This window comes from Mariniradius sediminis, assembly GCF_021491425.1.
Classification (GTDB): Bacteria; Bacteroidota; Bacteroidia; order Cytophagales; family Cyclobacteriaceae; genus Mariniradius; species Mariniradius saccharolyticus.
Genome location: NZ_JAKEVZ010000003.1, coordinates 346,334 through 372,471, shown reverse-complemented (window position 1 = coordinate 372,471; position 26,138 = coordinate 346,334). Strand labels below are relative to the sequence as shown.

29 protein-coding genes are annotated in these 26,138 nt (G+C 46.5%); 18 read left to right on the top strand and 11 right to left on the bottom strand.

The window, feature by feature from the left end; translation table 11 throughout:
• Positions 1–8: 8 nt before the first annotated feature.
• The 3 genes from tig to clpX all read left to right on the top strand — a co-directional run bounded on the left by tig (position 9) and on the right by clpX (position 3,312).
• Positions 9–1,337 carry a trigger factor gene (gene tig / locus L0U89_RS06210; RefSeq protein ID WP_234860734.1) on the top strand — a complete coding sequence of 443 codons (1,329 nt, stop codon included), beginning with the start codon at positions 9–11 and terminating at the stop codon, positions 1,335–1,337.
• A 77-nt stretch (positions 1,338–1,414) separates the two neighbouring features.
• On the top strand, positions 1,415–2,089 hold the full coding sequence (locus L0U89_RS06205) for a ClpP family protease (protein WP_008631879.1): 675 nt from the start codon (positions 1,415–1,417) through the stop codon (positions 2,087–2,089).
• Positions 2,089–3,312: an ATP-dependent Clp protease ATP-binding subunit ClpX gene (gene clpX, locus L0U89_RS06200; protein ID WP_234860733.1), complete on the top strand. Its 1,224-nt coding sequence runs from the start codon at positions 2,089–2,091 to the stop codon at positions 3,310–3,312. Before L0U89_RS06205 ends, clpX begins: the two co-directional genes overlap by 1 nt.
• A gap of 32 nt (positions 3,313–3,344) precedes the next feature.
• Here clpX and lpxB read toward each other — a convergent pair whose 3' ends face one another.
• Positions 3,345–4,454 (bottom strand): lipid-A-disaccharide synthase, encoded by a 1,110-nt coding sequence (gene lpxB / locus L0U89_RS06195; RefSeq protein WP_234860732.1) that lies wholly within the window; start codon positions 4,452–4,454, stop codon positions 3,345–3,347.
• A 295-nt stretch (positions 4,455–4,749) separates the two neighbouring features.
• Between lpxB and L0U89_RS06190 the strand changes: the two genes are divergently transcribed.
• From L0U89_RS06190 to L0U89_RS06180, 3 genes are all read left to right on the top strand, one after another.
• Positions 4,750–4,941, top strand: a complete 192-nt coding sequence (locus L0U89_RS06190; RefSeq protein ID WP_008631876.1) for a DUF6728 family protein — start codon at positions 4,750–4,752, stop codon at positions 4,939–4,941.
• Positions 4,942–5,021: 80 nt separating this feature from the next.
• Positions 5,022–5,369 (top strand): MmcQ/YjbR family DNA-binding protein, encoded by a 348-nt coding sequence (locus L0U89_RS06185; protein ID WP_234860731.1) that lies wholly within the window; start codon positions 5,022–5,024, stop codon positions 5,367–5,369.
• A 1-nt stretch (position 5,370) separates the two neighbouring features.
• Complete coding sequence (locus L0U89_RS06180; RefSeq protein WP_234860730.1) at positions 5,371–6,330, top strand: ABC transporter ATP-binding protein; 960 nt, start codon at positions 5,371–5,373, stop codon at positions 6,328–6,330.
• A gap of 154 nt (positions 6,331–6,484) precedes the next feature.
• Here L0U89_RS06180 and L0U89_RS20595 read toward each other — a convergent pair whose 3' ends face one another.
• From L0U89_RS20595 to L0U89_RS06145, 7 genes are all read right to left on the bottom strand, one after another.
• A complete protein-coding gene (locus tag L0U89_RS20595) occupies positions 6,485–6,745 on the bottom strand; it encodes a DUF2442 domain-containing protein (RefSeq protein ID WP_040481655.1) in 261 nt (86 codons plus the stop codon).
• Positions 6,746–6,754: 9 nt separating this feature from the next.
• Positions 6,755–6,988 (bottom strand): DUF4160 domain-containing protein, encoded by a 234-nt coding sequence (locus L0U89_RS06170; protein ID WP_255777839.1) that lies wholly within the window; start codon positions 6,986–6,988, stop codon positions 6,755–6,757.
• A gap of 119 nt (positions 6,989–7,107) precedes the next feature.
• Positions 7,108–7,632, bottom strand: a complete 525-nt coding sequence (locus tag L0U89_RS06165; protein WP_008631867.1) for an FKBP-type peptidyl-prolyl cis-trans isomerase — start codon at positions 7,630–7,632, stop codon at positions 7,108–7,110.
• 14 nt (positions 7,633–7,646) lie between these two features.
• The gene (locus L0U89_RS06160) at positions 7,647–7,964 is read right to left on the bottom strand and encodes a hypothetical protein (protein ID WP_234860729.1); all 318 of its coding nucleotides are present in this window, start codon (positions 7,962–7,964) and stop codon (positions 7,647–7,649) included.
• 106 nt (positions 7,965–8,070) lie between these two features.
• On the bottom strand, positions 8,071–10,845 hold the full coding sequence (gene leuS, locus L0U89_RS06155) for a leucine--tRNA ligase (RefSeq protein ID WP_234860728.1): 2,775 nt from the start codon (positions 10,843–10,845) through the stop codon (positions 8,071–8,073).
• A gap of 182 nt (positions 10,846–11,027) precedes the next feature.
• Entirely contained in the window at positions 11,028–11,963 is a 936-nt protein-coding gene (locus tag L0U89_RS06150) for a hypothetical protein (RefSeq protein ID WP_234860727.1), read from the bottom strand.
• Positions 11,964–12,049: 86 nt separating this feature from the next.
• Positions 12,050–12,235 carry a hypothetical protein gene (locus tag L0U89_RS06145; protein WP_234860726.1) on the bottom strand — a complete coding sequence of 62 codons (186 nt, stop codon included), beginning with the start codon at positions 12,233–12,235 and terminating at the stop codon, positions 12,050–12,052.
• Positions 12,236–12,261: 26 nt separating this feature from the next.
• On the opposite strand from L0U89_RS06145, the gene L0U89_RS06140 reads away from it, so the two are divergent.
• Both L0U89_RS06140 and L0U89_RS06135 read left to right on the top strand, forming a co-directional pair.
• Positions 12,262–13,803, top strand: coding sequence for a bifunctional GNAT family N-acetyltransferase/carbon-nitrogen hydrolase family protein (locus L0U89_RS06140; protein ID WP_234860725.1), 1,542 nt, complete (start codon positions 12,262–12,264; stop codon positions 13,801–13,803).
• A gap of 223 nt (positions 13,804–14,026) precedes the next feature.
• Positions 14,027–15,718 (top strand): L,D-transpeptidase family protein, encoded by a 1,692-nt coding sequence (locus tag L0U89_RS06135; protein ID WP_234860724.1) that lies wholly within the window; start codon positions 14,027–14,029, stop codon positions 15,716–15,718.
• Here L0U89_RS06135 and L0U89_RS06130 read toward each other — a convergent pair.
• On the bottom strand, positions 15,707–16,417 hold the full coding sequence (locus L0U89_RS06130) for a murein L,D-transpeptidase catalytic domain family protein (protein WP_234860723.1): 711 nt from the start codon (positions 16,415–16,417) through the stop codon (positions 15,707–15,709). The two genes, L0U89_RS06135 and L0U89_RS06130, sit on opposite strands and share 12 nt — an antisense overlap.
• 291 nt (positions 16,418–16,708) lie before the next feature.
• Between L0U89_RS06130 and L0U89_RS06125 the strand changes: the two genes are divergently transcribed.
• The 8 genes from L0U89_RS06125 to L0U89_RS06090 all read left to right on the top strand — a co-directional run bounded on the left by L0U89_RS06125 (position 16,709) and on the right by L0U89_RS06090 (position 22,088).
• Positions 16,709–17,119 (top strand): 6-pyruvoyl trahydropterin synthase family protein, encoded by a 411-nt coding sequence (locus L0U89_RS06125; protein ID WP_234860722.1) that lies wholly within the window; start codon positions 16,709–16,711, stop codon positions 17,117–17,119.
• Positions 17,079–17,774, top strand: coding sequence for a GTP cyclohydrolase I FolE (folE, locus tag L0U89_RS06120; RefSeq protein WP_234860721.1), 696 nt, complete (start codon positions 17,079–17,081; stop codon positions 17,772–17,774). Before L0U89_RS06125 ends, folE begins: the two co-directional genes overlap by 41 nt.
• A gap of 170 nt (positions 17,775–17,944) precedes the next feature.
• Complete coding sequence (locus tag L0U89_RS06115) at positions 17,945–18,628, top strand: SDR family NAD(P)-dependent oxidoreductase (protein WP_234860720.1); 684 nt, start codon at positions 17,945–17,947, stop codon at positions 18,626–18,628.
• A 78-nt stretch (positions 18,629–18,706) separates the two neighbouring features.
• Positions 18,707–18,970, top strand: a complete 264-nt coding sequence (locus tag L0U89_RS06110; RefSeq protein WP_008631847.1) for a hypothetical protein — start codon at positions 18,707–18,709, stop codon at positions 18,968–18,970.
• Between the two features lie 19 nt (positions 18,971–18,989).
• On the top strand, positions 18,990–19,433 hold the full coding sequence (locus L0U89_RS06105; RefSeq protein ID WP_040481643.1) for a hypothetical protein: 444 nt from the start codon (positions 18,990–18,992) through the stop codon (positions 19,431–19,433).
• Complete coding sequence (locus tag L0U89_RS06100; protein ID WP_234860719.1) at positions 19,430–20,059, top strand: flavin reductase family protein; 630 nt, start codon at positions 19,430–19,432, stop codon at positions 20,057–20,059. Before L0U89_RS06105 ends, L0U89_RS06100 begins: the two co-directional genes overlap by 4 nt.
• Positions 20,056–21,063: a ligase-associated DNA damage response exonuclease gene (locus tag L0U89_RS06095; RefSeq protein ID WP_234860718.1), complete on the top strand. Its 1,008-nt coding sequence runs from the start codon at positions 20,056–20,058 to the stop codon at positions 21,061–21,063. Before L0U89_RS06100 ends, L0U89_RS06095 begins: the two co-directional genes overlap by 4 nt.
• A gap of 35 nt (positions 21,064–21,098) precedes the next feature.
• A complete protein-coding gene (locus tag L0U89_RS06090; RefSeq protein WP_234860717.1) occupies positions 21,099–22,088 on the top strand; it encodes a phosphotriesterase family protein in 990 nt (329 codons plus the stop codon).
• A gap of 43 nt (positions 22,089–22,131) precedes the next feature.
• Here the strand turns inward: L0U89_RS06090 and L0U89_RS06085 are convergent, their stop codons facing one another.
• Together L0U89_RS06085 and L0U89_RS06080 are read right to left on the bottom strand one after the other, a co-directional pair.
• A complete protein-coding gene (locus L0U89_RS06085) occupies positions 22,132–22,365 on the bottom strand; it encodes a hypothetical protein (RefSeq protein ID WP_234860716.1) in 234 nt (77 codons plus the stop codon).
• A gap of 326 nt (positions 22,366–22,691) precedes the next feature.
• Positions 22,692–23,183 carry a hypothetical protein gene (locus tag L0U89_RS06080; protein WP_234860715.1) on the bottom strand — a complete coding sequence of 164 codons (492 nt, stop codon included), beginning with the start codon at positions 23,181–23,183 and terminating at the stop codon, positions 22,692–22,694.
• A gap of 461 nt (positions 23,184–23,644) precedes the next feature.
• On the opposite strand from L0U89_RS06080, the gene guaA reads away from it, so the two are divergent.
• Positions 23,645–25,174, top strand: coding sequence for a glutamine-hydrolyzing GMP synthase (gene guaA, locus L0U89_RS06075; RefSeq protein ID WP_234860714.1), 1,530 nt, complete (start codon positions 23,645–23,647; stop codon positions 25,172–25,174).
• Between the two features lie 347 nt (positions 25,175–25,521).
• Positions 25,522–26,112: a hypothetical protein gene (locus L0U89_RS06070; RefSeq protein ID WP_234860713.1), complete on the top strand. Its 591-nt coding sequence runs from the start codon at positions 25,522–25,524 to the stop codon at positions 26,110–26,112.
• Positions 26,113–26,138: the final 26 nt, after the last annotated feature.

Sequence of the window (26,138 nt, the reverse complement as noted above, 5' to 3'; positions counted from 1 at the left end):
TTAGCAAATTGGAAATTACACTAGACAAGCACGCGGCAAATCAGGCTTCTGTTAAAATTAGACTAAACGAAGCAGATTACCAACCAAAGGTTGAAGCCAAACTGAAAGACTATGCAAAAAAAGCAACGATCAGGGGTTTCAGACCTGGTAAGGCTCCTTTGCAAATAGTGAAAAAAATGTACGGTACAGCCGTGTTGGTCGAGGAAATCAACAGTATCCTCTCATCCTCGCTAAATGACTACCTCAAAGCCCAAACCTTCAAAATCCTGGGAGATCCACTCCCGGAGGTCGAAGATGCGGATAAGATCGATTGGGATACCCAAAAGGAATTTGAGTTTAAATACAAGATTGGGTTTGTCGAAGATATCACCGTGGATGTGGGTGGAAGCATTGACGCCAAATCCTATACCATCGACATGGACCATCAACAGGTAGAGGATGCGATCCAAAATCTTCGCAGCCAGTATGGAAAAATGACCAATCCAGAAGTCAGCCAAGACAACGACTTCCTTTATGGAGACCTGAAAGCAGCTGACGTCAGCGTCGAGAAATCATTTTCGTTGCCCATTTCCAAAATCGAAGAAAAAGTAAAAACCCAATTCATCGGGCTGAAAAAAGGAGACGTCGTTGAATTTGATCCTTCCAAAACCATCAAGGAAGACTTAGCCGAGACCGTGGGCGTGAGTGAAGAAGAGGCAGCCAACCTCTCAGGAAAATTCACCTTCACTGTCCAAAACATAAACAGGACGGAATTGGCGGACCTTGACCAGGAGTTTTTCGATAAGCTGTTCGGTATTGGCCAAGTAGATTCAGAGGAAGCCTTGAGGGAAAAAGTGAAATCCATCCTTGCCGAAAACTACAACAAAGATCTTAAGGTATACACCGAAGAGAAAATCAAGGAAGCCTTGGTGGCGAAAGCAAACATTGACCTGCCGGAGTCTTTCCTCAAAGAATGGCTTTTCAAAGCCAACGAAGGCAAAGTAACCGAGCAACAGGTAGAGGAGGAATATCCGATCTATGCCAAACAGTTGGTTTGGACCTTGATTTCCAACAAGATCGCCAAAGACAACGGCATCCAAGCTGAGCATGCAGACGTGATCGAAAAGACCAAAGAGATGCTTCGCGAGCAATTTGCGTCCTACGGAATGATCGGACAATTGGAAGACAGTATGGACCGATTTGTGGACAATTACCTCAAAGGCAACGAAGGCAACAATTATATGCAAATGCTGACCTCGGTCCAAAACGAGAAGGTTTTGGCCTTTGTGAAGGAAAAAGCCAACGTGAAAAGCGAGGTGGTCAACGTGGACCAATTCAAGAAATTGATGGAAAACTAATTTCGGGATAAAAGCGTTATGAAAAAGTCCTTGATTAAGGGCTTTTTTTATTTTTGTACCAAACCATATCTCAGATTATGTTCAACAAAGACGAATTCAGGAAATACGCCGTCCACGGAAGAGGCATCAGCGGCAATGCATTTGACCAATACAGCACTTTCGTGGAAAACATGACCCGTTCCGTAATCGAAGAAAGACCGACCAACTTCCGTGAGATCGACGTTTTCTCCCGATTGATCATGGACAGGATCATTTTCTTGGGTACCCAAGTGGATGATTTTATCGCCAACATCATTACCGCCCAACTTCTCTTCCTGGAGTCCACAGATCCAAAAAAGGACGTTTTGCTTTACATCAATAGCCCCGGAGGCTCAGTTACCGCAGGATTGGGCATCTATGATACGATGCAGTATATCCAGCCGGATGTAGCTACGATCTGTACCGGAATCGCTGCCTCCATGGGCGCAGTCTTATTGGCCGGCGGAGCAAAAGACAAAAGGTCCGCACTGCAACACTCCAGGGTAATGATCCACCAGCCTTCGGGAGGCATGCAGGGTCAGTCCAAAGACATGGAAATATCCCTCAAATTGATCCTTTCGATGAAGCAGGAACTCTACCAAATCCTCGCCGACCACTCAGGCAAAACCTACGACGAAATCGAACGCGACTCGGATAGGGATTACTGGATGAGGGCCCCTGAAGCTAAAGAATATGGCCTCATCGACGAAGTATTGATCAGAAAAACCAAATAATGGCACAAGTCACCTGTTCCTTTTGCGGCAGAAACAAGAAAGACGTGGACCTCATGGTCTCTGGGATTTCGGCGCATATCTGCAACTTTTGTATCGAACAAGCCCATCAGATCTTGGGTGAGGAGGACAAAAACCGCAAGCCGACAAAGCAGCCCAAGTTCAAGCTGAAAAAGCCGAAAGAACTGACCGATTACCTGAACCAGTACGTCATTGGACAGTATGAGGCCAAGAAAGTGCTGACAGTCGCTGTATACAACCACTTTAAGCGCCTGCTTCAAAAGCACGAAGACGAGGATATCCGTATCGAAAAGTCCAACATCATCATGGTGGGCGATACCGGAACCGGAAAAACCTATCTGGCAAAGACACTTGCCAAAGTCCTAGAAGTGCCTTTTTGCATCGCTGATGCTACGGTACTTACGGAAGCGGGATATGTAGGTGAAGATGTGGAAAGCATCCTGACCAGGCTGCTTCAGGCGGCTGATTACAATGTCGAAGCTGCTGAAAGAGGCATAGTCTATATCGACGAGATCGATAAGATCGCCCGAAAATCAGACAACCCCTCCATCACACGCGATGTAAGCGGAGAAGGTGTACAGCAGGCTTTGCTGAAACTTCTGGAAGGAACGGTCGTGAACGTACCGCCTCAAGGGGGCCGGAAGCACCCCGACCAGAAGATGATCCAGGTCAACACGGAAAATATCCTCTTCATCTGCGGTGGCGCATTTGACGGAATCGGACGCCATATTGCCAAAAGACTCAATACCCAGCCACTCGGTTTCAACAAGGTATACGAAGGCAGACAGGTGGATCGTACCAACATGCTTCAATATGTGACTGCACAGGATCTGAAATCCTTTGGCTTGATCCCCGAGCTGATCGGACGATTGCCGGTAGTGACACATTTGGATCCATTGGACAAGGACGCGCTCAAGAGTATCCTGACCGAACCCAAAAACGCCCTTACCAAGCAGTACAAGAAGCTGATGGACATGGAAGGCGTGAAATTGGTATTCGAGGAAAGCGGAATAGACTATATCGTGGAAAAAGCCATGGAATACAACCTTGGTGCCCGCGGACTTCGGTCAATTTGCGAAGCGATCATTACCGATGCGATGTATGAATTGCCTTCGGATGATTCGGTAAAAGAACTCGTCATCGATGCCAAATACGCCCAAGAGCAATTTGACAAATCGAAATTCAAAAAACTTCAAGTCGCTTAACCAAAAGCCTTCGGATTTTTCCGAAGGCTTTTTTATTTATTTCCCACAGCCTCGAAGATCATTCCCGCAGCCGTATCTGACGCAGATTGGTCCCCGATTTTTTCCCGAATTAGGTCATATCCTTGGAGGATATGCGCCTTGTGCTGAATACTGGCCAAAATCAGGTTGAGTTCCTGACTGAGTTGCTTGAGGTTATAATCTGCCTGAATCAGTTCAGTCACCACTTTTTGTTCGGCTATCAGGTTGACAAGTGAAATGAACGGCACCCTGATCAAGCGTTTTGCTATGGCGTAACTAATCGTGCTCGTGCGGTAGACGACCACCTGCGGCACCCGGAAAAGTGCCGTTTCCAAAGTAGCCGTTCCCGAAGTCACCACCGCAGCCGTGGAGTGGTGCAGCAAGTCGTATGTCTGATCAAAGACAACTTTGATGCCCGCGTTCCTCGCTGGTTGATACAGATCTTTCGGCAGATTGGAAACCCCAGCTACGACAAATTGGGCATTGGGGAAATTTTTCACCAAATGCACCATTACATCCATCATGTGCTGCAGCTCCTGCTTTCGGCTGCCCGGCAATAGGGCAATAATCGGGCTGTAGCTCAGCTCGTTTTTTTGGTGAAAAAATGGATGCGGGCTGAATTGGGAAATCTCGTCCAGAAGCGGATTCCCAACATAATGTGCTCTGACACCAAACTTCTCAAAAAATGCCGGCTCAAAAGGAAGAATGCAATACACCTGGTCCGTCAGAGCCTTGATTTTCAGTGCACGCTTTTGGTTCCACGCCCATACTTTTGGCGGGATGTAATAATGCACGGGAATCCCATTTTTCTTGGCAAACGCCGCCATCTTCATATTGAATCCCCCATAGTCAACCAAAATCAACACATCGGGCCGATAGGCCAAGAGATCTTTCTGTACAATCGACAGGTATTTCAGCACCTTTCGAAATCCCAACAACACCTCTACAAAACCCATCACGGCCACATCTTGGTAATGTACCGAAAGCTCCAGACCGGCTTCTTTGGAAAAATCTCCACCCATGCCCCTGAATGCTGCACGGTTGTCGCGTTTTCCGAGGGCTTTAATCAAATTGGAGGCGTGTAAGTCTCCAGACCTTTCTCCCGAAATCAGGTAGTAGCGCATCGATGGGAATTATTTAAGATGAAAATCAGGCCAATAGTGAGCCCGAGGGAAGCTGATTTTTTAAAAAAACTTCACCTGCGGTCCAAAAATAGAAATTATCCCCGACTCATTGCCGAAAGCCTAGCCAAAGAGCGAAAGAAGCGTAAAAAACGAATAGACCACATACCCGCATCGGCAAGCGTCGCGTTTCATTTTTTGAAAATTCTGAGCATTTTTGAGGCCAATCTGAACCATCACAACAAATGGCTGTTTACAGTTTATTAAGCCGAAGCAGTTCAGATTAAAGCCAATTACCATGTCAAACAGCAAAATCAAAGAGTTCTTCAAAGTCGGTGAGGTTGGACACTATTTCATACGGGTGTTCCAAAAACCCGATCCAAACCGCCCCACCAACTTCAACCTACGCATGATGCACGGCATCAATAAGATTTCCATCTTGATGTTTTTGGCAGCAATCATCATCTGGACAGTAAAACGTTGCGCCTAATCCGCTAATTTGCCTGAATTGAAGAAGGGCTTCCCTTTCTCCATTTCCCAATAACTTTATAACCATTAACTTCCCGGGCCATGACGATTACTTTTTTTAGGGAATACTGCCTTGCAAAACCAGGCACCTCAGAGGATACTCCCTTTGATGAAAACACCCTCTGCCTGCGGGTTGGGGGAAAAATCTTCGCGATCCTGGATATAGATCAGTTTGAAAGTGTCAATCTGAAATGTGACCCCGAGTGGGCGGCCGAGCTGCGGGAGCAATTCCCTGGCATCCAACCCGGCTACCACATGAACAAGAAGCATTGGAATACAGTGATGGCAGATGGCTCGGTGTCAGATAAGCTGATTTTGGAACTTACCGACCATTCCTACGACTTGGTCTTCAATAGTCTTCCATCCAAAATAAGAGCATCCTTGACCTGACATGGCATTTTTCGAGATTCAGTCTATCCAAAAGTCTTTCCAGCCAGGCCAACATGTCGTGTCCAATTTCTCCATTAGCCTTCAAAAAGGCCAAATAACGGCCTTGGTGGGGGAAAGCGGATCGGGAAAAAGCACCCTGCTGCGTATACTCGCAGGTCTGGAAAACAGGGACTCAGGAGAAGTGTTCCTTGAAGGAACACGCATCCAGAATCCGAAAGAAAAACTCGTCCCGGGCTATGATGAAATCCAATTAGTATACCAAGATTACCACCTTTACCCAAGTTCAACGGTAGAGGAGAACATCAGTCGCCCATTGCTCCAATATGACAAGGCCTACAAAGCCAGAAGGGTGAAAGAACTCTTAAAATTGCTCGATCTGGAGGCTTTTCGGGACAAACTGCCGCGGCACCTATCCGGTGGACAGCAGCAGAAAGTGGCCATCGCGCGGGCGCTGAGCCTGGAACCGTCAGTATTGTTGTTGGATGAGCCTTTTTCGAGCTTAGATGGAATTCAGCGCAGGGAACTCATCGCCGAGCTCAAGGATATGTTCGGCAACCTGGGTGTGACCGTACTTTTTGTGACCCACGATCTGGATGATGCGCTGCAAATGGCACCGGAGTTGGTCATTATTCAAAAAGGAAAACTGATTCAGCGAGGCAGACCGGAGGAAATATTTGCAAAGCCGAAAAACCTCTATGCCGCCAAACTTTTCAGCCATTTAAATCCAGTTCCTGAAAAAAACAAAACCTACGTTCGGCCCGCAGATGTGCAACTTTTCAAGACGAGTGGCATGCCCGCCAAAGTCGTCGACAAACAATACCTCATCCACTATAACCAACTCACCGTTGCATTGCAAGGTGGTGAAAAGTGGCTTGTGGAAGATAAAAGAAGAATTTTCGACACGGGAGAGCGTGTGTTTTTGAAATGGGAGGAAGCATTGGAATTAATTCTTTTGGGCTAGTACGTTTTGCCACTTTGTATGGCAATAACTTCCTATTTATTAGGGACGATTCGGCCAAAAAAATATTCAAAGGTCAAGTCGAATTTAACCCTTTCTAATGTGCTATTGCCGCGTTAGGCATTGCCTCCCAGCAGAACTGCATCTAATAAAAGTACTAAGGATGGCTTATGGTTTCGCCTTGACTCTTGTAGCTAATCAAGAAGTCGGGACAGAAATCGAAATCATTTGGCCAAAAAATACCCCTTCCTCCCTCATACAATTTCACTTGGTGAAAAAAATTGAGATCTCTCAATCGACTGGACAAGGCATCATCACCAATGAAACTGCTAAAGTCAACCAAGTTCTTCGAGCCATCGCTAAAATAAAACCTGATTTTCCAATCCCCAACGAATTCAAATTTCTCAATTTTAACCATAATTCAATGTTAATCAAGTGGTTCGATCTTTTCTAACTCTTTCCTTAAACGTGCTCTCTCCCAATTTGATTCCAATTCAGCCCTGTGGTCCGATGCCCATTCCATCACCAATAACTTTGCCCTTTTTGGTATAGTTCCGCTCAGCACTTCTAAAGTGTGAATGTCTACTATCGCTTCATGATCTTGATAAATGACATGAAAATGCGGCGGATTATGATCATTGTATAACATTCTAATGATCATCCCATAGAATCCACTGATCTCAGGCATCGATTTTTCTCAAAACAAATATGAAAAACGGAAGTATAATGTGTCGGAAATCCCCAAATATACCTTTCGTATCTATCTGACTTGGCAGCCATTTAATGCTGAAACCCATGATCGCCATGCACATGGCCATGGGCGATTTCTTCCGCAGTTGCGGCCCGCACTTCAAAGACCTCCCCTTCGAAATGTAGGTCAAAACCAACCAAGGGATGATTGAAGTCCAATAACACCTCATCTCCCAAATCCTTCAGCACCTTGGCCTGCAGCGGATAACCGTTCTCGTCCATAAGGGGAAGAAAGTTTCCTTCTTCGAGCATTTCAGGCTCGAAGCCTTGGGCGGCAGTAAATTGGCTTTTTGGAAGCGCCATGATCAGTTCCTCATCTGCGTCACCATAGGCATCGGCAGAACTGATCGTGAAGAGGAATCCTTCTCCCTGTTTTTTTCCAATCAGATATTCCTCAAACTTCTCAGGCAATCCGCTGTTTCCAAACAAAAAGAAGAATGGATCATCCTCGTCGCGTACTTCTACGCTGAAAGGTTCAGATTCTATATCGTCGAGCTCTTTGCTGACTTTCAGGTCGTAGGTGAGCCCCACGACGGTGTTGTGTTTGATTTCCATGCGGCAAAGTTAGGTTATTTTATTGCCCCATTTATCATGATACCCAAAATACCCAGCATACTGGCCACAAATAACAACATGACGAAGCCCCATTTTTTCCTCCATGTGAAATAGACGCTTCCCAGGAAAACGAGGAAAAAGTAAATCCCAAAAATGACCAAAACCCTTTGGTACAATCCAATCGAACCGTGGAAATAAGGGCTCAATGGATGCTCCGGAATGAGCTCTGGGACTTCTCCCAACCACTTTATCGCAATCCATTCCCTCAGGTATGAATAAGCCAATATGCCTGAAGAGGCGATCGCGGCAAATGCGATGAAGAACTTGTTCATGGGGAACGAAATAGAGTAATTGGGTTATTGGTTATTCATTATTGGGTTTTTAGTATCTAATTGAGTCCAAGTCACCTAAAACCTCATATTCCATTCTTGCTTCACCTCAAATCACAATATTGACAATCTTCCCAGGGACGACGATCACTTTTTTTGGAGGATTTCCTTCTGTCCATTTTATTACAGCTGGATCCGCCAAAGCAGCTTGCTCGACTTCTGCCACGGAAAGTGACAGCGAAAGGGAAACCTTGGCCCGCATTTTTCCATTGATCGAAACGGGATATTCGTGGCTGTCCTCTACTAGAAAGGCCTCGTTAAATTTTGGAAACTGGGCGTAAATGATCGACTCCTGATGTCCCAACAAGGACCAAAGCTCTTCTGCAATATGGGGCGCATAGGGAGAAATGATGATCGCCAAAGGCTCCAAAATCTCCCGCTTGTTGCATTTCAAAGCAGTCAACTCATTAACGCAAATCATGAAAGACGCCACGGAGGTATTGAAGGAATGGTTTTCCAGATCTTCTTCAGTCTTTTTGATCGCCTTGTGCAGCGCTTTCAGTTCTTCCTTTGTAGCTTTCTCTTCACTCACCGCAAGGTTGCCTTGTTGATCATGGTAAAGCTTCCAAAGTTTCTTCAGAAACTTCGACACACCGTCTATGCCGTTGGTATTCCAAGGCTTAAATTGTTCCAATGGCCCCAAAAACATCTCGTACATGCGCAGGGTATCAGCACCGTAACGCTCGATGATATCGTCCGGATTGACCACATTGTATTTTGACTTGGACATTTTCTCCACTTCTGCACCGCAGATGTATTTGCCCTCTTCGAGTATAAATTCCGCATCGGCCAAGTCAGGGCGCCAAGCCTTGAATTTCTCCAGATTCAGTTGGTCGTTGTGAACGATATTGACGTCGACGTGCATCGCAGAAGTATCGTACTGATCCCTCAGGCCGTGGGAAACAAAAGTATTGGTGCCTTTTTGGCGATAGACAAAGTTGGAACGGCCTTGGATCATTCCCTGATTGATCATCTTCTGGAAAGGCTCCTCAATGCTGACCACTCCGATATCATATAAGAACTTCGTCCAAAATCTGGAATACAGCAAATGACCCGTGGCATGCTCTGCACCTCCAATATATAGGTCCACGCTACCCCAATATTTCTCTTTTTCAGGGTCGACCATCATACGATCGTTTTGCGGGTCCATGTATCGGAAAAAGTACCAGCTTGATCCCGCCCAACCTGGCATGGTGCTTTTCTCCAAAGGAAATTCACCTTCCGAGGTCTTGTAAACCCAATCTTTTGCCCGACCCAAAGGTGGTTCACCATCCTCGGTAGGCAAATACTTATCCACCTCAGGAAGCACCAAAGGCAAATACTTTTCATCCATCAAATAGGGCAAGCCGTCTCTGAAATAAACAGGAAGTGGCTCACCCCAATAGCGCTGCCTAGTAAAAATCGCATCCCGCATGCGGTATTGGATTTTGCCTTTCCCGATTTTTTTTTCTTCCAAAAAGGCAATGGCCTTATTCATCGCATCCTTCATTTCCATGTTGGAGATGAAACCGGAATTGATGATGGTGCCGCCCTTTCCGGGGAAGGAACCGTTTTCCATACTGCCCTCGATCACTTGTCGGATCTCCAAGCCAAAATGCTTGGCAAAATTATAATCCCGCTCATCATGGGCAGGTACAGCCATGACGGCGCCTGTGCCATATCCTGCCAAAACATAATCCGCCACCCAAATCTGGATCTCCTCACCATTGAATGGATTGATGGCATAAGATCCGGTGAAAGCTCCCGAAATCGTCTTTACATCGGACATACGGTCACGCTCTGAGCGGTTTTTGGCTACTTCCACATACGCTTCGGCGGTGGCCCTTTGGTCCTCCGTAATCAACTCCTGCACATAATCGTGCTCAGGTGCCAAAGCCAAATAGGTCACCCCATAAATCGTATCGATACGGGTGGTGAATACCTTGATCTGCAGATCTTTGCCCTTGACCTGAAATACCATCTCTGCACCAATCGACTTTCCGATCCAGTTGCGCTGCATTTCCTTGATGGGCTCCGACCAATCGACTGTCTCCAATCCTTCCAACAAACGCTCTGCATAAGCCGTGATGCGCATGCTCCACTGCATCATTTTCTTACGCTCGACGGGGTGTCCTCCCCTTTCGGAAAACCCATCCTTTACTTCGTCATTGGAAAGTACGGTACCCAGTGCACGGCACCAATTGACCGTCGTCTCGGCCAAGAAGGACAGGCGGTACTTCAGCAGGATTTCCTGTTGCTGTTTTTCTGAGAAACCGTTCCAATCGGCTGCTGTGAAACTCGGCGTATCTTCGTCACAGACCGCATCGATTCCGGCATTGCCCGAAACGACAAATTTCTCAACAAGAGAGGAAATGCTTTTTGCTTTGTTCTCGGATTTGTCATAGTAGCTGTTGAAAAGCTGCATGAAAATCCACTGCGTCCATTTATAATAAGACGGATCGGATGTGCGCACTTCCTTTGCCCAGTCAAAGGCAAAGCCTATATTCTTGAGCTGTTCGGTGTAGCGCTGAATATTTTGTTCGGTCGTAATCGCTGGATGTTGCCCGGTTTGGATGGCATATTGTTCGGCCGGTAAGCCGAAGGAATCGTAGCCCATCGGGTGCAGGACATTGTATCCCTGCAGACACTTGTACCGCGTGATTATATCTGAAGCAATGTAGCCCAGCGGATGGCCGACATGCAATCCTGCCCCAGAAGGATACGGAAACATGTCCAAGGAGTAAAATTTCGGCTTTTGATGATCTACTTGGGCATTGAAGACTTGGTTTTTCTCCCAATACGCCTGCCATTTTTTCTCTATTTCCTGAAAATTGTAATCCGCCATAATCGAAGCTTTCCGCTGGTTTTTTTAGAATGCTTGCAAAAATAGGAAAATTGGCGGTAAATCGGGCGTATGGGAGAAGTGGGAGATTATGAGCTGGAATCGAGAAAAACTTGCTTGCTGATTTTTATCCTAAGGAGTAAAAGTAACGCGAGTCTCCCGTCTCAAATCTCAAATCAGAACTATTACCAGAATCGGAAGCTCTTTTCGTTGACTCGGTTTCTGAATATCCAGTTGTCCCAGATGTCTTTGGATAGGTAAATTTCAAGGCCAATATTTAGGGACATAAAACCATCAAATCGATTATCCAGCCCGCTACCCCGACGGATGGCGCCACCATTGTCAAGAATCTTTTGGACATCAGGTTCACCATTGTCGCGGATAAAGGAAGGGTTTCTCACCAAAAGCCTCAACCTGTCAGGTCTCGGCCCCTCACCATTGGTACCATAGTCCTCGATTACATCCAAATAAAACTCGCGGATATTGTACGCACTGATATCATCCATATAGTCAGTCAGCGTCCAGCGATAGTTCAGCTCGACGGTCAAGTCGGTATAAACGTTGAGCTTGTATTTCATCCCAATACCAGTGGGGAATACAATGATGTGCTTATTGTATGGATTGTTTTCAACCTGCAGTGGACGCAGATCTACCCAAGTCCCATTGAGCTCTGCCTTGGGATCATTGCTGGAGACTCCGACTCCCGCAAATCCATAAAAATTGAAGAAACTCCTCGTGATGTTATAGACTTTTACAGGTTTCAAATGGAATTCCCCCACCATCGATGCTTCCCAGTTTCGCGCCCTGAAATGCAAGTTTCGCGGGTTTCTGTAACTACGTGGATCCGCGGGAGGATCTTGTCCTGAGATTTGGTAATAGGTAAATTCCGCTCTTGCCCTGATGTAGGTTCCCAAGGTCCTACGAACCGCAAAGTTCACATTCCAATCCGGCTGAATACCTTCATTGTACTTCCAAAGCGAATATAATTCCCCAAAATACTGAGTCGGACCTGCTGCTACGGAGACGGACCACGGGGCATCAAAGCGGTATCGATAGAAACTTTGGGCATGCGATTCGATCACAAAAAATACCAGCAAAACAAAAAAAACAATGCGCTTCATGATTGGAAAGGAATATTCGAATATTGGTGATTCGTAGCGAGATAGGGATTAATCAGCGATAAAGAAATGTAAAATTAATTAAAAATTCAAAGTTTGTGTCTTGGAAAAATCATGGAGATTCCTCCCATTATTCCCAAAAAATCCTCTGTTGCTGCAAAGCTCCAAAGCGATTTCCCACAAAAACACCAAGGAACGGCAGTTTTTTGTAGTTGACCTTCTTCTAACAGAGGAAAAAAAGACGCGTTTTGCCCAAGAGCTATTTTTGAGGCCATCCATGAAATTTGGTTAATTTTGCCGAATGAGTAAGCAGAGAGAAGAATTAGAGCACCGGTTAAAGCTTCGCCATATCAAGCTTTCGGACTATGAGGATATTCGGGAAATCATGTTTTCTGTCTACAAGGACCAAGGCGGTGCTTGGACCAAACAGGAACTCAAAAACCAACTGAAAGTATTCCCCGATGGCCAAATCTGCATCGAGGACAACGGCAAGGTCGTGGCCGCTGCACTGAGTATCATTGTGGATTACGCCCGATTTGGTGACAACCATACCTACGATCAAATCACCGGCTACGGCAAGTTCGACACGCACGACGACGAGGGGGACACGCTCTATGGCACGGATGTTTTTGTTCACCAAGAATACCGTGGATTGCGTTTGGGAAGACGCTTGTACGATGCTCGAAAGGAACTTTGCGAAAATCTCAACCTCCGCTCAATCATTGCCGGCGGCAGGATTCCAGGCTATTTCAGGTACGCGGATCAGATGACTCCCCGCAAGTATATCGACTTGGTTAAAAGCAAGGAGATTTTTGACCCGGTATTGTCTTTTCAGCTTGCCAATGAATTTCACGTCCGAAAGGTGATTACCAAATACCTTCCCGAGGATACCGATTCACGTGCCTATGCGACATTGCTCGAGTGGATCAACATTTATTATGAAAAGGACGAAAAGCTGATTGGAAATAAGAAGTCTATCGTCCGACTCGGCTTGGTGCAGTGGAAAATGCGCCGATTCAATTCCGTGGACGACCTGATGCAGCAAGTAGAGTTTTTTGTGGATACGATCTCTGGTTACAAATCCGATTTCTGTCTTTTGCCGGAGTTTTTCAATGCGCCACTGTTGGCGGAGTTCAATGACATGGATGCCTCGGAAGCCATTCGGAATGTGGCTGACTACACAGACGAGATCGTAAGCCGAATGAGTGACTTGGCACTTTCCTACAACGTCAACATCATCGCCGGCAGCATGCCCGAATATGACGGCAGAAAACTCCGCAACGTGAGCTATCTCTGCCGTCGGGATGGAACCACGGACAAGCAATACAAACTGCACATCACCCCGGACGAACAGTCCTATTGGGGTTTGCAGGGCGGAAATGGAATCAAGGTTTTTGACACGGATGCTGGCAAAATCGGGATCCTGATCTGCTATGACGTCGAGTTTCCTGAATTGGGAAGGATATTGGCAGAGCAACAAATGGACATCCTGTTTGTGCCTTTCTGGACCGACACCAAGAATGCGTTTCTTCGTGTAAATACCTGTGCCAAAGCCAGAGCAGTCGAAAACGAATGCTACGTTGCGATTACCGGATCCGTAGGCAACCTGCCCCGTGTGGAAAACATGGATATTCAATATTCCCAAGCAGCAATCTATTCCCCATCGGATTTTTCATTCCCACATGATGCGACCGTGGCGCAAGCTTCCGAAAACGCCGAAACGACCATTGTGGCTGACGTGGACTTGGATTTGCTTACGAAGCAACGGAAAGCGGGAAGTGTCCGAAACCTCGAGCAGCGGCGACTCGATCTTTACTCTATCCAATGGAAGAAGAAGAAATAGGATTCTGGCTGGAGTTCTGGTAAGAAAAAACCTGAAAAGTGTCGAAAAATTATCGATGAAAGGATAATCCACACGCTAACAAGCCAAGCACCTTATGGGATAAACTTTTATAGGCGTTTGAAGGGGATAAACTAGATTTTTGCGATATTTCCAGCAGTATGCGCGAAAGTTGATTTGCATTTTTTGATCGACATACCCGAGTGATTTTGACTGATTAAATTTTATGAAAAACCTTTTCCTCTCCCTTACTTGGCTGCTTTTGTTCGGGCAAGCATTTGCCCAACAATCCAACGGGCAAAACGGTATTGCCGGCTATATCCGGTCATCTTTGGAAACCTACAGCCCCGAACAGCGGCCGGCTGTGATGGGTACCGAGTTGTACAGTACTGTGGTGATCCATCGGTTTTATGGCGAACGCAATTTTCAGCCGGCATGGATCAAGGACGGCAAAATTCCCGAACTTGCCTACGAAATGCGCTATGAGATCGGACAGTCCAAATTTGATGGATTGAATCCCGTCGACTATCATTTTGCGCCGCTAAACGACTATTTTTCAAGATTTGAAGCCGCCAAAAAACAAGGCAAAACTTTGCCGGAAAACGAGTTAGCTGCCGTGGATGTCCTCCTGACAGATGCCTTTATCATGATGGGATCGCACTTGAGTCTGGGCAAAGTCGATCCGGAAAACCTCAAGACTTCGTGGAACATCCAGCGAAATGCACCTGAACTAGTTTTGGACAGAAGGCTGGAAGAGGCCTTGAATGGCGGCGGCATACGGAAGTCACTCCAAGCTCTCTATCCTTCATTTGTCATCTATCGAAAAATGCGGGAAGGGCTGCGTGAATTGTACGACGATATGGAGCGATTTGAAAAACGGCCTTTTGCCCAATGGAAGCCGCTCAAGACCGACAAATCCATCAAGCCCGATGAAAGCAACCCCATGATGCCCGAGATTAGGAAGCGATTGTATTTCTGGGGATACGTGGACGCCTACGAAACCGTGGAGGACAAGGTCTACGATGCAGAACTCGTCGTGGGAATCAAAAAACTCCAGCGCAGACACGGGATGGAACCCGACGGCGTGATTGGGCAAGGAACCATTCAAGCGCTTAACCAGACACCGGAAATGCTGATCCGAACCGCTGCGGTAAATTTGGAGCGGCTGAGATGGCTGCCTGATACGATCAAAGATTCAGAGCTGATTCTCGTCAACACCGCCAATTTCCAGCTGGACTTCCTCCACAATAGGGACACCGTCTTCACGTCCAAGGTAATCGTCGGCAAGAGCTACCATGCCACGCCCCAGTTCAGCGCAGAAATGTCCTATATCGTCTTCAGCCCGACTTGGACGGTACCTACCTCTATCACGAGAACAGAGATAATCCCTGCGGTAAAGAAAAACCGCAACTATCTCGCCAGCAAGAACATGAAATTGCTGAATTCTTCTGGAGGAATAGTAGACCCCGCATCCATCGATTGGGCAAAGGTCAATCCAAAAACGTTCCCCTATACAGTACGCCAAGAACCCGGCGAATCCAATTCCCTGGGCTTGGCAAAATTCATGTTTCCCAACAAGCACAGCGTCTATATCCACGACACACCATCCAGAAGTTTGTTTGAAAGGGAAGACCGGGCACTTAGCCATGGCTGCATTAGGATTCAGCGCCCATTTGATTTTGCAAAATTCCTGCTTTCACACGACCCAACCTGGACGGATGAACGCATCCGACAAGCCATGCGCCAACCAAAAGAAGTCACTGTAACGCTCAACAGGAAAATACCTGTCGCTATCATCTACATGACCTATTGGGCCAATGGCGGCGGGGAAATGTTTTTTAGAAGTGATATTTACGGACGTGATGCCGAGATAGCCAAAGCACTGAAAGAATCGAAGGGAATCAAATCAGGCATTTAGAAACTTTGATTTGCTGAGGTAGTTGGAATCTTTTCCAAAAATAAAGAGAAGCGATTGGTCTTTGATTAGGTCTATCACTTCTTTGGCTAGCTCTTCTGGCAAAGCGGGACAACCCAGGCTTCTTCCCAATCTTCCCGTCTGCTTGATAAACTGCTCCCGCGCATAGTCCGCACCGTGGATGACAATGGCACGCTCCCGGGCTTTGTCATTGAAGCCTTGTTCCAATCCATCCAAACGGAGCGAATAACCGTGTTTGCCTTGGTAAGTTTCACCGGTGAGATAGAATCCGAGGCTGCTCATATAGGACGAACTCACATTGGAGAAACGCTCTGCAATAAGGTCCCCGGAATTTCTCCCATGTGACACGACTCCGTGGTGCAGGAATTTGCCTTCTTCCATATCGATAACCCACATCCGCTTCTCTGTGGAGGGAAGGGTGAAGTCAATCACCGTGAGCGGCTTTCCTTTGGGGAGTTTGCCTTCATCCTGCAATTTCAGATATCCCTTGATGCCAAAAGCCAGCACATCGCGGTTTGGAATGTCCTTATCTTGATTGGCGGAGTTGCTACTGATCATCTCGATGAAATGGTCTTCAAACGAGATTTCCCTCAAAATCGAGGATGGGGAACTGTTTACGTTGACCAAAGTCAACAGGCTGCTACCGAGCAGTAGGGAGATGGCGAGGGTGATTCTTCTCATTACTGGGCTGATATTCTATTAGATTACAAATGAAAAACGATTTTCCTGTTAACGCAAACGAGCTGCCAATTAATTCCACGATTGCAGAAATTATTGTCCCAAAGTACCATCTTTGTCTTTCACATCCTAAATGGAACTGTTTGGAGGGGCCGAGTTGTTAGCAATTTGCCTTTTGGCAATAGGACAAACTATCGCCATAATTTGGATTGATTATCAATGGTTTGGAAATTTTGTTTAAAGATTTTATAATTAAATTAAACAAAATCAAAAGAACCTCGGTTAGTAAAGGAAATGAAAATAGCGGTCTACAGAAAAGAACATTTTAACGCAGCCCATAGGCTCCATAATCCCGATTGGAGTGATGAGCAAAACAAAGCGGTATTTGGAAAATGTAACAACCCCAATTTTCACGGACACAATTACGAGTTGATTGTGAAGCTTCTCGGACCGGTTGACCCACAGACAGGATATGTCTTTGATATGAAAATATTGAGCGATCTCATCAAAGAGAACGTATTGGATAAATTCGACCACAAAAACTTAAATCTGGATACCGATGAATTCAAAAAACTCAACCCAACTGCGGAAAACATTGCAGTGGTTATTTGGAATATTTTAAGGAAAAAAATTGACAACAAATACGAATTAACGATTCGACTATATGAAACAGAAAGAAACTTTGTTGAATACGATGGGAATTGATTTTTCCCATTCCATCGACGAAATCGGCGACGAACATGTCGGAACCTCCATCGATACACCGCTGCGCGAAGATGCCTTCGAGATGGATGATGACCTTAAGATTGAACTGATCGAAAAGCACTTCAGGGAAATCATGTACGTTTTGGGCTTGGACTTGACGGATGATAGCCTCAAAGGCACTCCAAAAAGGGTGGCCAAAATGTATGTAAAAGAGATTTTCAGCGGCTTGAACCCAAAAAACAAGCCTGATGCGAAACTTTTTGAAAACAAATACAAATACAATGAAATGCTCGTGGAAAAGGATATCACTTTCTTTTCAAATTGCGAGCACCACTTTGTACCCATCTATGGCAAAGCACATGTAGCCTATATTTCCAATGGCAATGTGATCGGTCTTTCAAAAATCAACCGAATCGTTCAGTACTACTCCAAGCGCCCACAGGTACAGGAGAGATTGACGATGCAGATTGGCAACGAACTGAAAGAAGCTTTGGGAACAGAAGATGTGGCAGTGGTATTGGATGCACACCACATGTGCGTATCTACACGCGGCGTACAGGATGTCAACAGTTCGACGGTGACTTCATTCTACTCCGGAAAATTTGAAAGAGACGAAAATGCAAGGGCTGAATTCATGAAATACATCAGCTTGTAAACATAAATTGAAGACTGAACCAACGAAAAACCGGACAAAAGTCCGGTTTTTTTATTTCTAGGAGCAGGTATAGGCAAATCCGGTCATTTGCATGTCATCGAGAACATTTTCTTTTGCCCTTACTCCAAACAAAATCCACACTTTTTGATTTTGTAAAAAAGTCAAACCAAATGGATCAAAAAAACATCGTCGTCATCGGTGGTAACACAGGAATCGGGAAATCCCTTGTCGAAATACTGGAGCGGAAAGGCGCCAGGGTGTACGCTTATTCTCGCACATCCCCGGATCGAATTTTGGACGTGCGGGACACGTTTGACAGCATTCCTGATTTGCCGGAGACGATCGACGGCTTGGTCTATTGTCCGGGCACAATCAACCTGAAACCCTTCCATCGCCTCACAATAGCCGATTTTCAGCAGGATTATGAAGTCAACGTCCTGGGTGCCGTCAAAGTCCTACAGGCCTCCCTCAAAGGACTGAAAAAATCCCCCTCAGCGTCGGTCGTGATGTTTTCGACAGTGGCGGTGCAGATGGGACTCGGCTTCCATGCTTCCATTGCCAGTGCCAAAGGCGCAGTGGAAGGATTGGTCAGGTCATTGGCGGCAGAATGGGCCCCCAACAAAATCCGGGTGAATGCGATCGCACCGTCATTGACCGATACGCCATTGGCCATGCAACTTCTTGGAAGCGATGAAAAAAAGGAAGCATCCAACAAGAGGCATCCACTTGGAAGATACGGGAAACCGGAGGAAGTGGCGGCAGCGGCCGCGTTTTTACTTTCGGATGAATCGGGCTGGATGACGGGACAGATTATTCACATAGACGGAGGAATGTCTTCTGTAAAGACGATCTGATAGGATAGTTTGAACAATTCAAAGGGTTTGATGGTATTATGGTTGGGTATTTCCCCTGAGTAAAAAAGTACGAGAATTATGAGGACTCCACCGGAATCATTTTTGATTTTCAAGGAAGAACTGGAAAAAGCGAGGCTCGAGAAAGAGCGGCTCAAACGGGAGTATGAAGCCAAACTGGTAGAACTGAATCGTGAGTTGGGCAGGCTGAAAGAACAGATTCAATCGCAACAGGAATTGATTAGGACAACTTTGGAATACGCCATTCGTTTGGAAGAGAACATTGGTAACTTCAAAAATGAAGTCACCAATGGCAGCAATTTAAAAAACCGCTCATTTCACTAAATCCATCCACCCGATTAGAATGATTATGACAGCCAATGCCATTGACACCAACAATTTCGATTTGGTGATTGACGAGAGATACGCCAAGGTCTATGCGAATCAAGAAAAAGGGATGATTATCTGCGAGCTACTGACCGATTATGTGCCGATAGAAGATTTCAAGCTCGTTTTTCATCAAATCACCGATATCGCCCGTTCCGGAAAATACAATAAGTTCATATTCGACAAGCGTGCCCTGCGTGCATTCCACCAGCCTACCATGGAGTGGTATTTTCTGGATTGGAAAAAAGAAGTCCTGCAACTCGGTATCAACAAGCACCGCAAAATCCTTCCGCCCGAAAAATGGTTTGAGAAGATGGTGATGATAGCCAAGGAGCAAATCACACAAAACAACCCCGATAACATCATCCATCTCTTGGACATCAAGTATTGCGACTCCATCGAAGAAGCGATTCTGATATGATGCGTCATTTTGACAAGAAGTCCATCCTCGAAGCTGATTCCTCTTACCGGAGGGATTTGATCAATTGCCTTTCGGGTTACAAAAGCCTCAACCTTATCGGAACCAAAAGCCAAGCGGGGATCACCAACTTGGCACCATTTTCACAGGTATTTCATATCGGCGCCACGCCACCATTGGTGGGAATACTGTTTAGACCACACACCGTCGAGCGGCACACGCTGCAAAATATCCTGGACACAGGATTTTTCACCTTGAACCATGTCTCAGAAGCATTTTACAAACAGGCCCACCAAACGGCCGCAAGGTTTGAAGGCTCCGAATTTGAGGGAACTGGTTTGGAAGAAGAGTACCTTGACGATTTCTTCGCTCCCTTTGTCAAATTGAGCAAAGTGAAGCTTGCCTGTCAACTTGTAGAGCAGCAAACCTTGGCCATCAATGGCACCGTACTGGTGATCGGTAGCATAGAGCACATTTGGCTGGACGAAACAGGCCTTCGGGCTGATGGTTCATTGGACCTGAACGCGCTGGGTACCGTGACGGTATCAGGCTTGGACGAGTACCACGTTGGGAAAAAATTGGCTAGATTGAGCTATCCCAAAGTCGGAAAGCCTGTCCAAGAAATATGAAACTCCTTGAGTTGAGCCCATCGGGCTTGTATTGTCCACCTGCCGACGCCTTCATCGATCCTTGGCGGCCGGTTAAAAAGGCAATCATCACCCATGCCCACTCCGACCATGCCCGCTGGGGTATGAAGCATTATTTGGCTCACCAAGATTCCGCCGAAGTCCTCAAACTGCGCCTGGGCCAAGACATTTCCCTTCAGACCATTCCATACGAAAAATCCATCGAGATCAACGGCGTGCGCATTTCCCTGCATCCGGCGGGGCATATTCCCGGTTCGGCCCAAGTCCGACTGGAACACCGAGGAAAAGTCGCGGTAGTAAGTGGGGACTACAAGATCGAAGCCGATGGACTTTCTAAAGCCTTTGAGCCTGTCACCTGCCACGAGTTTGTATCGGAATGTACTTTTGGATTGCCCATTTACAAATGGGAAAAGCAGTCTCTGATTTTTGAAAGGATCAATACCTGGTGGAAACAGAATGCCGAAAATGGCCTAAACTCAGTTCTTTTTGCCTATTCACTTGGCAAAGCCCAACGCATCCTCAATCACTTGGAAACTTCCATTGGGCCGGTATTCGTGCATGGCTCCATCTGGCAGACCAACCAAGCCCTGATCGCCAACGGGCTCCAGGTGCTTGACTCACCCAAAGCGGAAGCCGATACCCTAAAAGCAAAGATGAAGGGAGCGATGATCATAGCCCCGCCCTCTGCGATGGGTAGTCCTTGGATGAAAAAGTTCAATCCCTACCGTACGGGTATCTGCTCGGGCTGGATGAATGTCCGCGGGGCAAGGCGCAGGAGGGCTGCCGATATCGGTTTTGTACTTTCGGACCATGCCGATTGGGAGGGACTGATTGCAGCCATCAAAGGCACTCAGGCGGAGAAAGTGTACTTGACCCATGGAAGCACGGCCGTGTTTGCCAGGTATTTGGAAGAAAGCGAAGGCATCCACGCGGTCGAATTGAGAACCCTTTTCCAAGGAGAAAATGGGGATTTGGGGGATAGTTGAATGGTTTTTAACTTGTAGGACAAATCCAAACTCCTATGAGAAATCTGATCCTGATTCTTCTGATCCTATTTGCCTGCCAGCCAAAAAAAGATAATGGAAAGGAACATATCCGCACGGTTTCGGGAGAAACACCAGCAAGTGAAATGGGCATGTCATTGATCCATGAGCATGTTTTGGTGGATTTCATCGGTGCAGATTCCACGGGATACCATCGCTGGAACAGAGCGGAGGTGGTTGCGCGGGTGATGCCTTTTTTGGAAGCAGCGAAAGCCCGCGGCGTCAAAACCATCGTGGAATGTACCCCTGCTTACTTGGGCAGAGACCCGCTCCTATTGAAGGAACTCTCGGAAAAATCAGGAATCCAATTTTTGACCAATACGGGCTACTATGGCGCCGTTGGGGAAAAGTATCTACCAAAGATTGTCGAAGAAGCTACATCGGATGAACTGGCAGCCATTTGGATCGGGGAAGCCAAGGATGGCATAGAAAACACAGGAATTAAGCCTGGATTTATTAAAATCTCCGTCAATGAGGGAAGCACTTTGAACGCATTGGATGAAAAATTGGTGCGGGCGGCCGCCCTTACCCACCAAGCCACGGGATTATTGATCGTCTCGCATACCGGACCATGGGCGACTGCCAAAGCCCAAATCGAGATTTTGCAATCGATGAATGTGGATCTCGGACATTTTGTGTGGGTACATGCACAAAACGAGAAGGACTTTGCCAGCTACGACACCGCCCATGATTTGGGAGTCTGGATCAGTTTGGATGGCATCGCCTGGGATGTTCCCGGACATCTGGAAAGGCTCAGATATTGTAAAGAAAAGGGGTTTCTCGACAGGGTCTTGGTCTCGCATGACGCGGGCTGGTACCGTCCGGGCGAGCCCGATGGCGGGGATTTCAAGGGCTATACCGCGTTGTTTGATGAATTGATTCCACAATTGAAATCGGCTGGCTTCACGGAATCAGATATTGATCTCTTGCTAGTCAAAAACCCGCGGGTGGCGTTTTCTTTGGAGTGAGGGGAAAAATATTGAAATAACAGCTCCTTTGGTCAAAAAAATCTCATTTTCTGGTTCCGAACACTTCTTCTTTGCTTACCAAATTCTGCTCATCTTCCGATTCGTCGAATGCCAAAAGTACTTCCTGTTTTTGCTCTTCTGTCAGTTGCCCCCAAAATTGGCTTCCTTCGCCAAACTCCCTTTTTTTGAGAAAGTCGTATAAAGTCCGCAATAGCGGCTCACTCTCAATCCCATCAATAATCTTGTGAATGTTGGATTTCAATTCAGTAGTGCTCATTTTCAATGTTATCTAGTCGGTACAATTTATTGAGATTTCCTGAAAGTGTTTTGTGGAGTCAAACTTAAAAAAACCTAAGGCCTTATCTCACTACCCTCCTAGGCCCAAGAAAAATATCCGCTTCAAAATTCAAATATACCGTTGTATTCTGCCGGGAAAGCTCAAGAAAATCAGCAACTATCTTTCATTGCACCTTCCTTCATTTTCACTCAATACGAGCCTCCTCTTTTGCTTAGCAGAGGCACTTCCCTTAGAATTTTCTCCCTTGCTGTCATCCTCAAGTGATGTATGGTTTCTGGCTTAATACATCTGCTCGGCTTCAAATTTCAACCCTCTATCTCTTCCAATTCATCTTTTAACTTCCCGATGAAGTAAATCAAATAAATCGACAAGAAATTCACTCCAACAAACAGGAGATCTTGGTCATGGTTAATATTGAACTTGAAAGTTGACAACGAAAGGGCAAATGAAATTTCCGAATCTCCTGTTAGATCAATGGAAATACCCAACAATATACCTGACACGAGTTTGAAGGCATAACCCATAAAAGCGAAACTGATCGATTGCAAAACTTGGTTGATGGTTGAAAGTCTGAACCCTGCATTTAGATTTCCCTTGAGCAACTGCTGGCCACAATAAACCGAAAATGAATAAAGACAACCGGCAAGAAGAAAAATCAGTATAACCGGACCTGTAATGGTCACGGTCTTTGCTAAAAGCCAAATCGTCATTCCAATTCCAAAAATGCCACCCATGATCTGATAGTAAGCAAGGCCCTTAATCTTTGTTTGTATTCCCTTTGATAAGTTTTTTTGCATGATGATTTGAGATGAAGGGAAGTGAAAATTACCTTACAACAGAACTCAACCAATTCGAAAGGTGATTTAAGACGAATCATTTGCAAAACTCCCTCCAAAATCCCTTGTGATCAGTTGGAAATATCGTATTAGTTCATTTCAAATCCAAATCAAACACAGAGGTACCACCAAAAAAGCAAATTTGCCGATCGAAAAGACAATCGATGTAAGAGATTCCTCCTTCGTCGGAATGACGAGGAAAAGCCCACAGCAAAGAGGAACACTGGCTGAAGTCTTTGGATTCCTCCTCCGTCGGAATGATCCAGCGGCGTAACCTTCCAACTTTCTAACCTTAAAACCTTATCAACCCATAACAAACCCCACCCCAATTTTTCAATTCTTAATCTTCCAATTTTCCAATCACTCCAAAATAATCTTCTGATTTCCTTTTCCTGTTCTAAGCGCCCGATGTACCTTTGCGCATGGCAGAACAAATCCTGATTCTTGACTTCGGTTCCCAATACACCCAACTGATCGCCCGCAGGGTGAGGGAACTCAATGTTTATTGCGAAATCCATCCCTTCAATAAAATCCCGGAAATCACGCCCGATGTCAAAGGCGTTATCCTTTCGGGAAGTCCCTGTTCGGTCAGGGATGCAGGTTCCCCGGACTTGGATCTGGACGCCATCCGCCGCAAACTCCCGCTTTTGGGTGTCTGCTATGGTGCGCAACTTCTTGCCCACAAGTACGGCGGCGAAGTACTGCCCTCCGAAATCCGCGAGTATGGCCGCGCCAACCTCGACCATGTGGACCTGCATTACGACTTGCTCAAGGAAATGACGCATGGCTCGCAGGTGTGGATGTCGCATGGCGATACGATCAAGACGCTACCAGCAGGATTTGACATTATTGCAAGCACCGCCTCTGTGAAGGTGGCTGCTTTTAAGGTGCAGGGTGAGACAACCTACGGCATCCAATTCCACCCGGAAGTCACCCACTCGCTGGAAGGCAAAAACCTCCTTCGCAACTTTGTGGTACATATCTGCGGCTGTTCGCAGGATTGGACTTCGGATACTTTTATTGATAGCACGATCGATGCGCTCCGTACCAAGTTGGGCAAGGACAAGGTCGTGATGGGGCTATCGGGAGGGGTGGATTCCTCCGTCGCCGCAACTTTGATCCACCGTGCGATCGGCGATCAACTTACCTGTGTGTTTGTCGATAACGGGCTTTTGCGCAAAAATGAGTTCGAAGAAGTACTGGATTCCTATAAGCATTTGGGATTGAATGTCATCGGCGTAGATGCCAAGCAGCGTTTTTATGAGGCTTTGGCTGGGCTTACGGATCCCGAAGCAAAAAGAAAGGCGATCGGTCGGGTATTTATCGAGGTATTCGACGACGAGGCCCACAAGATCGAAGGCGTCAAGTGGCTAGGTCAAGGCACTATTTATCCTGACGTGATCGAATCAGTGTCTGTCAAGGGCCCATCCGCTACGATCAAATCCCACCACAATGTGGGCGGCTTGCCGGATTTCATGAAGTTGTCCGTGGTCGAGCCGCTGAATACCCTGTTCAAGGACGAGGTGCGGGAAGTAGGTCGCGCATTGGAAATTCCCGAAGCAATCATTGGCAGGCATCCGTTTCCCGGACCTGGATTGGCAATCCGTATTTTGGGTGACATCACGGCTGAAAAAGTCAAAACCCTTCAAGAAGTGGATCATATTTTTATCCAAGGACTCAAGGAGCACGGCCTCTACGACAAAGTCTGGCAGGCAGGAGCCATTCTCCTTCCGATCCAATCCGTAGGAGTCATGGGAGACGAAAGGACGTATGAAAGAGTCGTGGCCTTACGCGCAGTTGGTTCTGTGGACGGGATGACGGCAGATTGGATCCATTTGCCATACGAGTTTCTCGGCAAAATGTCCAACGAGATCATCAACCGTGTCAAGGGCGTCAATCGCGTCGTCTACGATATTTCTTCCAAGCCACCGGCTACGATTGAGTGGGAATAGGGGAGTGAATAGTTAATAGTCCATAGTCTATAGCGGAACGTATTGGTTATTGAGTTATTGGTTATTAGGTTGATAGTCGATAGACCATAGTCCATTGCTGCGATTCCCGATTCTCTGCTCTTGCGTCTTGATTCTTGCGTCTTGTGTCTCAGTAAATTGGTTATTGGGTAAATAGTCGATAGACCATAGTCCATAGCTACGATTCTCGATCCTCTGCTCTTGCTTCTTGTATCTTGCTTCTTGTGTCTTGCCTCTTGCGTCTTGTGTCTAAAGACTCCGTTTTAGCCTCTCCAACAAAAACCTCGCAGCCTTTTGCATAAACCGCACTTCTCCTTTACTTTTAGCACATGAGAAAAAGGCAGATCATCGTCCCCGTATTTTTTGTAGGCTGCATCGTGCTGATATTGGCTTTGGGGCTGAGGCATCACCATTGGCTGATTTCGGGTTGCTTGGGGATGTTGTTCGTATTCTACTGCCGGGAATACTGGAAACTCGTCGTACGTGGGACTGGAGGTGAGCTTTTTCTCCGCAGGCAAAAGAAGCCCTTTCATTGGTGGACTTTGGCCTTGGCTGTAGGTGCGACTTTGTTTTTTCTTTTCTTCAAAGTGATCCCCAAATGGGGCTTGGTCTTGGTATGGCTGATATTCCTGTATGAAGTTTTCATCATTGCCGTCATCCACTACAAGCGTCCGATCACTTTGGTTTTGGATGGCTACCAACTCAAATTCAGGGACGTGCTGATTACCCACAGAAATATTTCCGGCTTGACAAATATCGAGCACGACGAATCCAAGGGCAGCGTCCTGCTTTCATTCAAGGATCAGGGAAGAATTTTGATTCAGAAGACGGATTACCTGGAGCATGAATTGGAAGACCTGCTGATGCTCTGCCAAGAGCGCTCAGAGGCGCAAATTTCCTACGCGACACCGCTTTCCTAGGCGCAATTCTCCCCTCCCCTCGGCTC

What these genes read in the sequence shown, in the direction of transcription:
- L0U89_RS06205 (WP_008631879.1), top strand. Translation starts at nt 1,415, where the DNA reads ATGTTCAACAAAGACGAATTCAGGAAATACGCCGTCCACGGAAGAGGC.
- clpX (WP_234860733.1), top strand. Translation starts at nt 2,089, where the DNA reads ATGGCACAAGTCACCTGTTCCTTTTGCGGCAGAAACAAGAAAGACGTG.
- lpxB (WP_234860732.1), bottom strand. Translation starts at nt 4,454, where the DNA reads ATGCGCTACTACCTGATTTCGGGAGAAAGGTCTGGAGACTTACACGCC.
- L0U89_RS06190 (WP_008631876.1), top strand. Translation starts at nt 4,750, where the DNA reads ATGTCAAACAGCAAAATCAAAGAGTTCTTCAAAGTCGGTGAGGTTGGA.
- L0U89_RS06185 (WP_234860731.1), top strand. Translation starts at nt 5,022, where the DNA reads ATGACGATTACTTTTTTTAGGGAATACTGCCTTGCAAAACCAGGCACC.
- L0U89_RS06180 (WP_234860730.1), top strand. Translation starts at nt 5,371, where the DNA reads ATGGCATTTTTCGAGATTCAGTCTATCCAAAAGTCTTTCCAGCCAGGC.
- L0U89_RS20595 (WP_040481655.1), bottom strand. Translation starts at nt 6,745, where the DNA reads ATGGTTAAAATTGAGAAATTTGAATTCGTTGGGGATTGGAAAATCAGG.
- L0U89_RS06170 (WP_255777839.1), bottom strand. Translation starts at nt 6,988, where the DNA reads ATGATCATTAGAATGTTATACAATGATCATAATCCGCCGCATTTTCAT.
- L0U89_RS06165 (WP_008631867.1), bottom strand. Translation starts at nt 7,632, where the DNA reads ATGGAAATCAAACACAACACCGTCGTGGGGCTCACCTACGACCTGAAA.
- L0U89_RS06160 (WP_234860729.1), bottom strand. Translation starts at nt 7,964, where the DNA reads ATGAACAAGTTCTTCATCGCATTTGCCGCGATCGCCTCTTCAGGCATA.
- leuS (WP_234860728.1), bottom strand. Translation starts at nt 10,845, where the DNA reads ATGGCGGATTACAATTTTCAGGAAATAGAGAAAAAATGGCAGGCGTAT.
- L0U89_RS06150 (WP_234860727.1), bottom strand. Translation starts at nt 11,963, where the DNA reads ATGAAGCGCATTGTTTTTTTTGTTTTGCTGGTATTTTTTGTGATCGAA.
- L0U89_RS06145 (WP_234860726.1), bottom strand. Translation starts at nt 12,235, where the DNA reads ATGGCCTCAAAAATAGCTCTTGGGCAAAACGCGTCTTTTTTTCCTCTG.
- L0U89_RS06140 (WP_234860725.1), top strand. Translation starts at nt 12,262, where the DNA reads ATGAGTAAGCAGAGAGAAGAATTAGAGCACCGGTTAAAGCTTCGCCAT.
- L0U89_RS06135 (WP_234860724.1), top strand. Translation starts at nt 14,027, where the DNA reads ATGAAAAACCTTTTCCTCTCCCTTACTTGGCTGCTTTTGTTCGGGCAA.
- L0U89_RS06130 (WP_234860723.1), bottom strand. Translation starts at nt 16,417, where the DNA reads ATGAGAAGAATCACCCTCGCCATCTCCCTACTGCTCGGTAGCAGCCTG.
- L0U89_RS06125 (WP_234860722.1), top strand. Translation starts at nt 16,709, where the DNA reads ATGAAAATAGCGGTCTACAGAAAAGAACATTTTAACGCAGCCCATAGG.
- folE (WP_234860721.1), top strand. Translation starts at nt 17,079, where the DNA reads ATGAAACAGAAAGAAACTTTGTTGAATACGATGGGAATTGATTTTTCC.
- L0U89_RS06115 (WP_234860720.1), top strand. Translation starts at nt 17,945, where the DNA reads ATGGATCAAAAAAACATCGTCGTCATCGGTGGTAACACAGGAATCGGG.
- L0U89_RS06110 (WP_008631847.1), top strand. Translation starts at nt 18,707, where the DNA reads ATGAGGACTCCACCGGAATCATTTTTGATTTTCAAGGAAGAACTGGAA.
- L0U89_RS06105 (WP_040481643.1), top strand. Translation starts at nt 18,990, where the DNA reads ATGATTATGACAGCCAATGCCATTGACACCAACAATTTCGATTTGGTG.
- L0U89_RS06100 (WP_234860719.1), top strand. Translation starts at nt 19,430, where the DNA reads ATGATGCGTCATTTTGACAAGAAGTCCATCCTCGAAGCTGATTCCTCT.
- L0U89_RS06095 (WP_234860718.1), top strand. Translation starts at nt 20,056, where the DNA reads ATGAAACTCCTTGAGTTGAGCCCATCGGGCTTGTATTGTCCACCTGCC.
- L0U89_RS06090 (WP_234860717.1), top strand. Translation starts at nt 21,099, where the DNA reads ATGAGAAATCTGATCCTGATTCTTCTGATCCTATTTGCCTGCCAGCCA.
- L0U89_RS06085 (WP_234860716.1), bottom strand. Translation starts at nt 22,365, where the DNA reads ATGAGCACTACTGAATTGAAATCCAACATTCACAAGATTATTGATGGG.
- L0U89_RS06080 (WP_234860715.1), bottom strand. Translation starts at nt 23,183, where the DNA reads ATGCAAAAAAACTTATCAAAGGGAATACAAACAAAGATTAAGGGCCTT.
- guaA (WP_234860714.1), top strand. Translation starts at nt 23,645, where the DNA reads ATGGCAGAACAAATCCTGATTCTTGACTTCGGTTCCCAATACACCCAA.
- L0U89_RS06070 (WP_234860713.1), top strand. Translation starts at nt 25,522, where the DNA reads ATGAGAAAAAGGCAGATCATCGTCCCCGTATTTTTTGTAGGCTGCATC.